We start from the raw sequence: 10,274 nt of genomic DNA, 5'->3' as shown, positions 1-10,274 counted from the left end.
CATGCTCCAGCATTCGATCTATTCGGTGCCCGATCGCCGCCACGGCTATTGCATCGATGACAATGCCCGAGCGCTGATGCTCGTCTGCAAGATGAAGGATCTCGACGAAGAGGCCCGCGACAAGTGGATGACCGTCTACGAGAGCTTCGTGCAATATGCGTGGAACCCGGATCAGCGCCGTTTCCGCAATTTCATGAACTTCGATCGCACCTGGTGCGAGGATTGCGGGTCCGAGGATTCGAACGGCCGCGCGCTCTGGGCGCTCGGCGTGACGGCGCGCGATGCGAAGGTCGCGAAGCACCGCGACTGGGCGGTCAATATGTTCGACACGACGGCGAGCCTCGCCTTCGAGCTCGGCTCCCCGCGCAGCCACGCCTTCGCGATGCTCGGCGCGACCGCGATGCTGGAGGCGCACCCCGGCCATGCCCTCGCGCGCAGTATCCTCGTGCGCTTCTCGGCGGAATTGCAGTCGCTGCTCGACGAGAACCGCCGCCCCGAATGGGAATGGTTCGAGATCGTGCTGGCCTATGACAACGCGCGCCTTCCCGAGGCCCTGATCCGCGCCGGCAAGGCGCTGCGCCGCGACGACCTGGTCGCCTGCGGCACCGCGACGCTCGACTGGATCATCGGCAAGCAGACCTCGCCCGAGGGCCGCTTCCGCGCGGTCGGCACCGAGAGTTTCGGCCGGCCGTATCAGGATCCGCTGCCCTTCGACCAGCAGCCGCTCGAGGCGCAGGCGACGATCGAGGCGTGCGAGGCCGCGCACGAGGCGACCGGCGACGCGCGCTGGATCGACGAGGCGCTGAAGGCCTATCGCTGGTATCTCGGCCTCAACGATCTCGATCTGCCGCTGGCGACCGTCCAGGATGGCGGCTGTTTCGACGGCCTGATGCCGACCGGGCTCAACCGGAATCAGGGTGCCGAGTCGATTTTGGCGCTCCAGCTTGCGTCTTGCGCGATTTCGGGGCTTTCAAAGCAGGCGGAAAGCGTGGCAGGACCGGATCGCGCCGTCGCATAGCCTCGCTTGCGACGCCGCATTCGGAAGTAAGAGACGATTGCGGGGCGGTCGATGATTGAGCTGTTTCACCATGCGCTGCGGCTGCATGCCGATCCTTCCCGCGTGGTGGTCCGCCCGTTTCACCTCGGTTGGGCAGCCAACGGCAAGGGCAATGGTCGCACCGAACGTATCGTCGCCGAGGTGATGCAGCTCGATGCCGTGCGCACCCGCGCCGAGCTGGAGATCGTCCTCAAGGATTTCGAGGCGCGCCACTGGCAGACGCGCCGCGTGTTCATGACGCGCTATGACGAGATCGAGCAGATGCTCGGCCTCGACGGCACCGAGATCGGTGACGAGAAGCGCCAGCTCATCGGCGCGTATTTCTGCCACGAATACAGCTATGCCGCCGCCGCGCTGATGAACCCGAGCTGCGTGCCGCATTTCGATCAGTCGGGCATGCCGCCGGGCTCGCAGCGCATCCTGATGTCGCTGCGTGCGGTGGGTGAGGGGCACATCTCCTCGGTCGCCTTCCGCGAGGGCATCATCACCGACAACAACGAGCTGAAGCTCGCGCCCGAGCCGCCCTTCGCGACCGCGACCGATCTGATCGGTGCCGACGAGTTGAAGATCCCGACCGGCCCCGTCACCGTCTACCGCCACCGCGATTCCACGCTCTCGGGCACGGTGATCTTCCCGATCACCGATGCGCAGTCGAAGGGGCTGGAGGACATGCGCCTCGTCCACTTCCAGCATGACGACGGCAGTTGGGAATGGCTCGGCACCTACACCGCCTATAACGGCGCGACGATCCAGTCGGAGCTGCTGCGGACGCGCGATTTCCGCGCCTTCGATCTCGTGCCGATGACCGGCTCGGCCGCGCGCAACAAGGGCATGGGCCTGTTCCCGCGCAAGGTCGGCGGGCAATATATGATGATCGGGCGGCAGGACGGCGAGAACCTGTTCCTCATCAAATCGGACACGCTGACGCATTGGGACGAGGGGCAGAAGCTGCTCGGCCCGCATTATCCGTGGGAGCTGGTGCAGATCGGCAATTGCGGTCCGCCGATCGAGATCGACGAAGGCTGGCTGCTGCTGACGCACGGCGTCGGCGCGATGCGCAAATATTCGATCGGCGCGGTGCTGCTCGACAAGGACGATCCGTCGATCGTCCTCGGCCGCACGCGCGAGCCGATCTTGGCCGCGGCGGACCAGGACCGCGAGGGCTATGTGCCCAACGTCGTCTATTCCTGCGGCGCGCTGCGCCACGGCGACAAGCTGTTCGTGCCTTACGGCGTGGCGGACAGCTCGGTGGCGTTCGCGTTCATTCCGATCAAGAGTCTGCTGGATTCCATGTAATCCCCACCACCGTTCGTCCTGAGTAGCGACTGAGCGAAGTCGAAGGCGCGAATCGAAGGACAGTGAGCCCCACGACCCTTCGATACGAGCCCTCGATACGCCTACGGCTACTCGGTCTCTCCTCAGGACGAACGGGGTTTGATGGTGTCCGAAACTGGCCGACGGCTTTGCCGACGGTGTCGCGAATGGCATCACCGCCCCAACGTGCCGAGACGCCGATCACGGGTGACCGATGGGAATATGCGCCTTGTCTTTCGTTCGGTGATCCTGCCTGCCGGTCTGTGGAGATAGTCTTGCTATCGATCCGATCTCTTTTGCCGGTCGCGGCGAGTCTGATGTGTCTCGTGGTGGCGGCGTATTTTGGGGTTACCAACCATGCCTTTGAAATAAGGGGGTGTCGAACCGAAGATTATCCGGAAATTGGATTTCTGATCGTGGCGTTGCCGATTGCGAGCGCCGCATTCGTCCTCGCGCTGAAATCCATTCCTTCGGGACGACCATCAGGCGCCCGTTTCAAGCAGGTCGCCTACGTCGCGTCGTTATTGCTTACGGCGCTGTGCGCTATCGGTATGGTCGCGGTCTTGGTCGAGCCAGGGATCGCGACCTGCGCAAACAAATCGTAGCTCCCCGACCTTCCCTTTGAGGCATGGCGCGATGTCCGCCACCAAAAACTCCTGACATCGCTGTCCTACACGGCACCGATCTGCGACAGTGGCCGTCGCTCTTTCACATCGTCTGCTCTTGGGGAAACGCCACTTCCGCGGCACGTCCTTCCGCGCCCGATCGGCGCAATTTCGGAAACGATCGCGCCTTACAGTTTCGATTCAGGCGTCAATCTGTCAAGCGAGGTATAACTCTCAGGCGGCAAGCTCACCGCACCGCCGCCATCGTCCGCCGGTACAGGTACGCCGTCAGCGCGATGAACGCCAACGTCCCCGCCACCAGCGCCACGGTCGCGAAGTCCGGCCCAACCAGCGCCATCGGCGCGTCGCTGCCCGACAGATAGACGATGAACGCGAAGGCCACGCCCCACAGGCTCTCGCCGACGATCAGGCCCGTCGCGGTCAGCGTGCCCATGCGCTCCGCCACCTCGGGGTTGGCGCTCCCACGCGCCCAGCGGTCGTAGAACCAGCCGACCACCGATCCGATCACCGTCGGCAGGATCACCGCCATCGGCAGGTAGATGCCGAGCGCGACACCCAACGGAGGAAGCCGCAGCGTCTTGAGCATCCCCAGCACCTCGTCCAGCACGATCAGCGCCACGCCCGCGATCGCGCCCCAGAACAGCATCGTCCAGTTGGCGTCGCCCGACAGCACGCCCTTCGCCAGCGCCGAGATCAGCCCGGCCTGCGGTGCCGCCAGCGCGTTCGGCCCCGCGCCCGGCGCCCCCGCGAAGCCGATGCCGGTGTTGAGCACGTTCAGCACCGGCGGGATGATCAGCGATCCGAAGCCCACGCCGATCACCAGCGCGACCTGCTGCTTCCACGGCGTCGCGCCGACCAGCTGCCCGGTCTTGAGATCCTGCAGATTGTCGTTGGAGATCGTCGCGACGCCGAAGACGATACCCGTCACGATCAGCGAATAGGCGATCAGCGCCTGCGTCGTGTTCGCGCCCGGATGCTGGCCGAACAGCCCGACCAGCATCAGCGCCGACCCCAGCACCGAGAGGATGCCGATGCCCGAAACCGGCGAGTTCGACGCGCCGATCAGGCCCGCCATATAGCCGGTGACGGCCGCGATCAGCATCCCCGCGACGACGATGAACACCAGCGCCCCCGCGATCAGCGCGAAGGCCGATCCGACGAGCGCGCCGCCCGCCAGCACGTCCCACAGCAGCCACACGATCGGGATCAGCGTCAGCACCGCGACGCCTGCAACCCATGTGATCGGCAGATCCTGTTCCTCCAGCGCGAGCGTCTCGCCCGCATGGCGCTTGGCGCTGGCGGCCAGCGCGGAGCGGACGCCGCCGATCACCGGCCCCGCGATCTTCAGCAGGGTCCACACCGCCGAGATGCCGATCACGCCCGCGCCGAAGAAGCGCACGTCGCTCTTCCAGATCGTGCTGACCCAGCCGGCGATGTCGCCGGGGATCGGGTTGGCGGCGGTGAGGAACGGGGTCAGCCCGAACCAGCCGATCACCAGCCCCAGCGCCATCGCCGCGCCGACCGAAATGCCGACGAGGTGCCCGACGCCGAGCAGCGCGAAGCTCAGGCTGCTCGACACCGAAGTCGCGCCGCTGCCGACGCGGAACGAGGTCGCGGCGGTGTCGGTGATGATCTTGGTCTGCGTGGCGACCGCGAAGCCCGCCGAGGCCGCGCTGTTGACGACCAGTACCTTCAGCCCGCGCGCGCTCTCGTCGTCGCCCCCCTCTTCACCGGCTCCGGCGCGCGAGCCCGCGCCGATCTCCAGCACCTCGGCGGCGGCGACGCCTTCCGGGTAGGGCAGGTCGGTCTCGACGACGAGCGCCCGCCGCAGCGGCACCGAGAACATCACGCCGAGGATGCCGCCGGTCGCGGTGATCATCGCCGTCTGGATATACGGAAAGCCCTGCCACCAGCCGATCATGACGAGGCCCGGCAGCACGAAGATGATCGCCGATAGCGTGCCCGCCGCGCTCGCGATCGTCTGGACGATGTTGTTCTCCAGGATCGATCCGCCCGGCAGCAGCCGCAGGATCGCCATCGAGATGACCGCGGCCGGGATCGACGTCGCGAAGGTCAGCCCGACCTTCAGCCCGAGATACACGTTGGCCGCCGTGAAGAAGAGCGTGATGACGCCGCCGAGCAGAATGCCGCGCGCGGTGAGTTCGGCGATGGGTCGAGAAGAAGTCTGCATGGCGCTTGGTGACACGAAGCGACACGCCTTCCAAGCCCCTCCCCTTCAGGGGAGGGGTAGGGGGTGGGGCGGGTCTCACAGAGACCAGTCCTCGCGGCCTTCCCCACCCCAACCCCTCCCCTGAAGGGGAGGGGCTATTTGAGCATGGCAATCACTCCGCTCCCGAAACAATCGCCGCACACCCGCGTTAGGGTGCGATGCAGAAAATCTGGTTCATCACGAATACGGCCTCGGGCACCGCGACCGATGCCAAGGCGGAAGCGATTTGCGCGGTCTTCGCCGAACGCGGCCTCGCGATCGCCGGGCGCACATCCTTCCCCGATCAGGATTTGCCGACCGGGGAGGAACTCGACGATGCCGGCGCCGATACCGTCGCGCTGTTCGCGGGCGACGGCACGATCAACGCGGCGGTCTGCGCGCTGGCGAAATGGCAGGGCAAGATCCTCATCCTGCCCGGCGGCACGATGAACCTGCTCGCCAAGAGCCTGCACGGCAATGCCGATCCCGCTGCGATCATCCACGCCGCCTACGAGAACGGCGAGATCGTCTCGCTACCCTATGTGGAGGCGGGAAAGCACCGCGCGCTCGTCGGCCTCATCCTCGGCCCCGCGACCGCCTGGGTCCACGCCCGCGAGCTGGTGCGCAAGGGCACGTTCCGCGGGCTCGGGCGCGCCATCAGCCACGCCTGGCGGCGGACCTTCTCGCGCGGCATCAAGCTGATCGGCGTGCCGGGCCTGACTCACCGTGCTCAGGCGGTGTTCGTCCGGCCGGGGCACGATCACCTCGACGTGGCGGCAGTCGACGCGCGCGATTTCCGTGCGATCGCAGCCCTCGGCTGGGATTGGGTGAGCGGCGACTGGGTCGCCTCGCGCGCGGTGACGCAGGTGTTCACGGAGCGCTTCAATGTGGGCGGGCGCAAGCCCGTGCTCGCGCTGTTCGATGGCGAACCGGTGATGCTCGATCCGCTGACAGTGATTTCGGGCGGGCAGACGAACGAAATGTTCCTCCGCACGTTTCCGCCTGCATGATCCGCCTCTTCCACGTCAGCGATGTGCATTTCGGCCGCGAGGACCGCGACGCGATCGCGTGGTTCGATGCGTTGGTGCAATACGAACGCCCCGACGCGGTGGTTATGACGGGCGATCTCACGTCGCGCGCGCGGCGGCGCGAGTTCGCGGCGGCGCTCGCATGGCTGCAGAGCCTCGATGTGCCGGTCACGGTTGAGGTCGGAAACCACGATCTCCCCTATTTCAACCTCTACGAGCGCTTCGCGCGGCCCTATCGCCGCTTCGTCGCGCTCGAGCAGATGGTCGAGAAGCCGCTCGAACTGCCCGGCGTCGTCATCGTGCCGATGGTGACGACGGCGCGCTTCCAGTGGCGGCTCAACTGGTCGAAGGGTTATGTCTCGGACGGCGAGCTTGCCAAGACGCTGGCGCTGGTCGCGGCGGCACCGGCGGGCAAGCGCGTGTTCGTTGCGTGCCACCACCCGCTGATCGAGCCGCACACCCGCATGTCCTCGCAGACGCGCCACGGCGGCGAGGCGCTGATCGCGCTCGCGCGGGCGGGCGTGGCGGCGGTGTTGACCGGCCACGTCCACGATCCCTTCGACATCGCGCATCAGGTCGACGGCCACACGATCCGCCTGATCGGCGCGGGCACGCTGTCGGAGCGCGTGCGCGTCTCGCCGCCGTCGTTCAACGAGATCCAGATCGGCGAGAGCGGCTTCGTGGTGAAGGTGCGCACCGCCGCGCCCGAACCCGACCAGAAGCTGCCGGTGGAACAGGCGGCCTAGGGCGTCAGCTTGCGGCCGATCCGGCTGAGGTCGGTGTTCCAATAGGTGAACAGCGGCACGCCGACGACGTCGCGCACCGGCACCCATCCCGTCCCGAACTCGCTGCGCGGCACGCGGCTGTCGGCCGATCGGTCGCGATTGTCGCCCAGCACGAAGAGCTGCCCGGGCGGGACGACCCGTTCGGCCATGTCGTCGAGATCGGAAGGGCCGAGATCGAGCACCGCATGCGATCCTGCCTCGCCCGGCAAGGTCTCGCGGTACGTTCGCCCGCCAACCGGCACTTGCCGCGCCTTGCGCCCGTTGATGACGGGCACGCCCCCCACCAGCGCGACCCGGTCGCCCGGAAGCGCCACGACGCGCTTGATATAGACGGTGTGAAGCTCGGGCATGTCGAACAGGACGATATCGCCGCGCGCCGGATGCCGCCCGCCGCGCATGTCGGTGAGGAAGGTCTCCTTGTCGGCAAGGGTCGGCAGCATCGCCTCGGACGGAATGTAATAGGGCTTGTAGAGCGCGTGGCACGCCTCGGCGGCGGCGTTGGCCGCCACCCCGGCGACGATCGACGCCGCGACGATTCCATACCAGCGCGACCAGCCCTTCACCGGCGCTCGCTGGCGGCTCGCCCGCCAGGTCCGCACCATCGCCACGATCATCAGCGCGATCAATGCCGCCATCGTCGCCAGCACGACGGTAGCGAAGGCGGCGAAGCCCGGTGTCGGCGCGATCCAGCCGAAACCCGCCAGCGCCAGCAGGAGCAGCGTCGGCGCGGCGAGATACCCCGCCGCCGCGCGCAATCCCGCCACGCGCAACAGCCCGAGCCCGGGCGCGATCAGATTGAGCAAGGTCACGCCGATCCGCGCGGCGATCGATCTGCGCGGCGTCCCGGTCATCGCAGCCAGCGCTTCATCGCGGGGAAGGCGTCGTTCGTGGTCATGCCGTACCACACCAGCATCGGCACGCCGATGGTGCCCCCGCTCGCAAAGGCATCGGCGATCCACCCGCCGCCGCCCTTGTAGCCGCCGTCATGAAAGACCAGCGCCGGGTCGAGTGCCATCGCGCGCGCCGCGGCATAGGACCAGGCGATCGCCGCCATCTCTTCGCTGGGATCGGTCGACACGGCGGTGGTGCCCGCGCGCAGTGCCGGGTCGGTGACGGCGATATGCCCGGCCTCGTGCAGCAGGTCGCCGGGCCAGCGCAGCGTCTCGCGGTCGATCGCCAGCGTACCGCCGCGCACCGCCATTCCGGGCATGAAAGTCTCGCCGGCGATCGGCCCTTCGCGCACGGCAATGCCGACACTCTCGACGAAGGCGATGATGCGGTCGGTCAGATCCTGCATCGCCGTCGATTAACCGATCTCTCAGGGTTGCGACAGCCGGGTCAGTCCGCTGCCGCTCCGGTCAGCCACAAGGCGAGATCGCTGAAATGGAGCGGCCGGTTGAACCAGATGCCGACGATGCCCGACCGGATCCAGCGCACCTGCCCGTCGTGCTTGGCAAGGCCCGGGATGGTCAACGTCACCCGCATCCCCGGCGTCAGATCGGTCTGGCCGACCGCCGCGCGCACGCCGCCGAGCGAGATGTTGAGGATCGTGCCCTCGGCCGGGCGCGCCGTTCCGCCGATCTGCACCTTGCCGTCACGCACGAAGCGCGGCGCGCGCGAGCGTTGCCGCCGCAGCCGCCCTATCGGTTGGTCTAGCGCTTTCAGGATATCGGTCGCCGCATCGAATTCCACGCCGAAACGATAGTCGACCACCCAGCGCACGATGCCGCGCACCTTCACCGTCGTCGAGAATTCCAGCCAGATCGCATCGCCCGGTGCGGGCGGCTGCGCGGTATCGACCATCACGCCCGTCGGCGAGACGTTGCGCACGACGCAAAGCTGGTCGCCTTGCTCGGTGATCAGCCGCGCGACGCGCAGCACCGCGACGGCGCGATTGGCGAGCCGCCGCTCGCGGCGTTCCGGTCGCGATAGGGTCTCGGGCGATGGCTGCGCGGAGTGCATCCACAGGGACTATGGTGCGCGCGATAAGAGCAGGTGAACGGCATTGGTTACCGGCGTCGCTGGCTTTATCCAGTAACGAAGAAGGGCGACCCGTTTCGGGGCCGCCCTGACTCTCGGGAGAGAGTGTTTCGGTGCCGTCCTTCCCGGAAGGGAAGCCGTCACGGAGTAAATCCGTGACGTCGGACGAAGGCTGTGCCTCCGCCGGCCGGCGCTACGAGTCTTCGGATAGCCTTGGCTATCCGAAGCTCGCTTAACGCTTCGAGAACTGGAACGAACGACGTGCCTTCGCGCGGCCGTACTTCTTGCGCTCGACGGTGCGGCTGTCGCGGGTCAGGAAGCCCGCCGCCTTCACCGCGCCGCGCAGGACCGGCTCGTATTTGGTGATCGCCTGGCTGATGCCGTGCTTTACTGCGCCCGCCTGGCCCGAGAGGCCGCCGCCCTTGACGGTGCAGACGACGTCATACTGGCCGGTACGCTCGGTGATACCGAACACCTGGTTGATGACGAGGCGCAGCGTCGGACGCGCGAAATAGACGACCTGATCGCGGCCGTTGATGGTGATCTTGCCCGTGCCCGGCTTCAGCCAGACGCGCGCGACGGCGTCCTTGCGGCGGCCGGTGGCATAAGCGCGGCCGAACTTGTCGAGCTCCTGCGCGCGCAGCGGGGTGGGCTCGTAAGTCGGTGCCTGGACCGGCTCGGCACCGGGGACGGGCGCCTGCGGGGTTGCGGCCTGCGGCGCGGGCTGGCTGGTCAGCGACGCGAGGTCGGAAAGCGACTGGCGATTGTCGGACATTATGCGCCCACCTTGTTCTTGCGGTTCATGCTGGCGATGTCGAGAACCTCGGGGTTCTGCGCTTCGTGCGGATGCTCGGTGCCGGCGAAGACGCGCAAGTTGCGCAGCTGCTGACGGCCGAGCGGGCCGCGCGGGATCATCCGCTCGATGGCCTTTTCGATCACGCGCTCGGGGAAGCGGCCTTCGAGCACCTTGCCCGCCGTGATCCCCTTGATGCCGCCGGCATAGCCGGTGTGCTTGTAATAGACCTTGTCCTTGAGCTTGTTGCCCGTGAAGCGCACCTTGTCCGCGTTGATGATGATGACATTGTCACCGCAATCGACGTGCGGGGTGAAGCTCGGCTTGTGCTTGCCGCGCAGGATGTTGGCGATGATCGAGGCCATGCGGCCCACGACGAGACCCTCTGCGTCGACGATCAGCCATTTCTTTTCCACGGTCGCCGGCGTGGCCGGCTTGGTGGTCTTCAGGAGCGCCTTCATGGAGCCATGACCTCTTTGTTC

At 67.0% G+C, this 10,274-nt stretch carries 10 protein-coding genes and 1 pseudogene; 5 read left to right on the top strand and 6 right to left on the bottom strand.

Features of this window, described 5'->3' with window-relative positions; translation table 11 throughout:
• The 3 genes and pseudogenes from Q5H94_RS13085 to Q5H94_RS13075 form a co-directional block, all read left to right on the top strand.
• Positions 1 to 1,018 (top strand): annotated as a pseudogene (locus Q5H94_RS13085) (glycosyl transferase family 1); the annotation flags it as partial.
• A 51-nt stretch (positions 1,019 to 1,069) separates the two neighbouring features.
• A complete protein-coding gene (locus Q5H94_RS13080; protein ID WP_304561718.1) occupies positions 1,070 to 2,353 on the top strand; it encodes a glycoside hydrolase family 130 protein in 1,284 nt (427 codons plus the stop codon).
• A 335-nt stretch (positions 2,354 to 2,688) separates the two neighbouring features.
• Positions 2,689 to 2,976, top strand: coding sequence for a hypothetical protein (locus tag Q5H94_RS13075; protein WP_304561717.1), 288 nt, complete (start codon positions 2,689 to 2,691; stop codon positions 2,974 to 2,976).
• 247 nt (positions 2,977 to 3,223) lie between these two features.
• Here Q5H94_RS13075 and Q5H94_RS13070 read toward each other — a convergent pair whose 3' ends face one another.
• Positions 3,224 to 5,188 (bottom strand): OPT family oligopeptide transporter, encoded by a 1,965-nt coding sequence (locus tag Q5H94_RS13070; RefSeq protein WP_304561726.1) that lies wholly within the window; start codon positions 5,186 to 5,188, stop codon positions 3,224 to 3,226.
• A gap of 197 nt (positions 5,189 to 5,385) precedes the next feature.
• Between Q5H94_RS13070 and Q5H94_RS13065 the strand changes: the two genes are divergently transcribed.
• A complete protein-coding gene (locus Q5H94_RS13065; protein WP_304561716.1) occupies positions 5,386 to 6,216 on the top strand; it encodes a diacylglycerol/lipid kinase family protein in 831 nt (276 codons plus the stop codon).
• Positions 6,213 to 6,980, top strand: coding sequence for a metallophosphoesterase family protein (locus Q5H94_RS13060; RefSeq protein WP_304561715.1), 768 nt, complete (start codon positions 6,213 to 6,215; stop codon positions 6,978 to 6,980). The genes Q5H94_RS13065 and Q5H94_RS13060 overlap by 4 nt, the downstream gene beginning before the upstream one ends.
• Here Q5H94_RS13060 and lepB read toward each other — a convergent pair.
• The 5 genes from lepB to rplM all read right to left on the bottom strand — a co-directional run bounded on the left by lepB (position 6,977) and on the right by rplM (position 10,253).
• The gene (gene lepB, locus Q5H94_RS13055) at positions 6,977 to 7,870 is read right to left on the bottom strand and encodes a signal peptidase I (protein WP_304561714.1); all 894 of its coding nucleotides are present in this window, start codon (positions 7,868 to 7,870) and stop codon (positions 6,977 to 6,979) included. The two genes, Q5H94_RS13060 and lepB, sit on opposite strands and share 4 nt — an antisense overlap.
• Positions 7,867 to 8,316, bottom strand: coding sequence for a hypothetical protein (locus Q5H94_RS13050; protein WP_304561713.1), 450 nt, complete (start codon positions 8,314 to 8,316; stop codon positions 7,867 to 7,869). The genes lepB and Q5H94_RS13050 overlap by 4 nt, the downstream gene beginning before the upstream one ends.
• Before the next feature lie 41 nt (positions 8,317 to 8,357).
• Positions 8,358 to 8,981: a PilZ domain-containing protein gene (locus Q5H94_RS13045; RefSeq protein ID WP_304561712.1), complete on the bottom strand. Its 624-nt coding sequence runs from the start codon at positions 8,979 to 8,981 to the stop codon at positions 8,358 to 8,360.
• A 250-nt stretch (positions 8,982 to 9,231) separates the two neighbouring features.
• Positions 9,232 to 9,774 carry a 30S ribosomal protein S9 gene (gene rpsI, locus Q5H94_RS13040; RefSeq protein ID WP_304561711.1) on the bottom strand — a complete coding sequence of 181 codons (543 nt, stop codon included), beginning with the start codon at positions 9,772 to 9,774 and terminating at the stop codon, positions 9,232 to 9,234.
• Complete coding sequence (gene rplM, locus Q5H94_RS13035; protein ID WP_304561710.1) at positions 9,774 to 10,253, bottom strand: 50S ribosomal protein L13; 480 nt, start codon at positions 10,251 to 10,253, stop codon at positions 9,774 to 9,776. Before rplM ends, rpsI begins: the two co-directional genes overlap by 1 nt.
• Between the last annotated feature and the right edge of the window lie 21 nt (positions 10,254 to 10,274).

It is taken from the genome of Sphingomonas immobilis (assembly GCF_030580995.1).
Classification (GTDB): domain Bacteria; phylum Pseudomonadota; class Alphaproteobacteria; order Sphingomonadales; family Sphingomonadaceae; genus Sphingomonas; species Sphingomonas immobilis.
The sequence above is the reverse complement of the archived record's forward strand: the minus strand, read 5'-3'. Positions and strand labels throughout refer to the sequence as shown.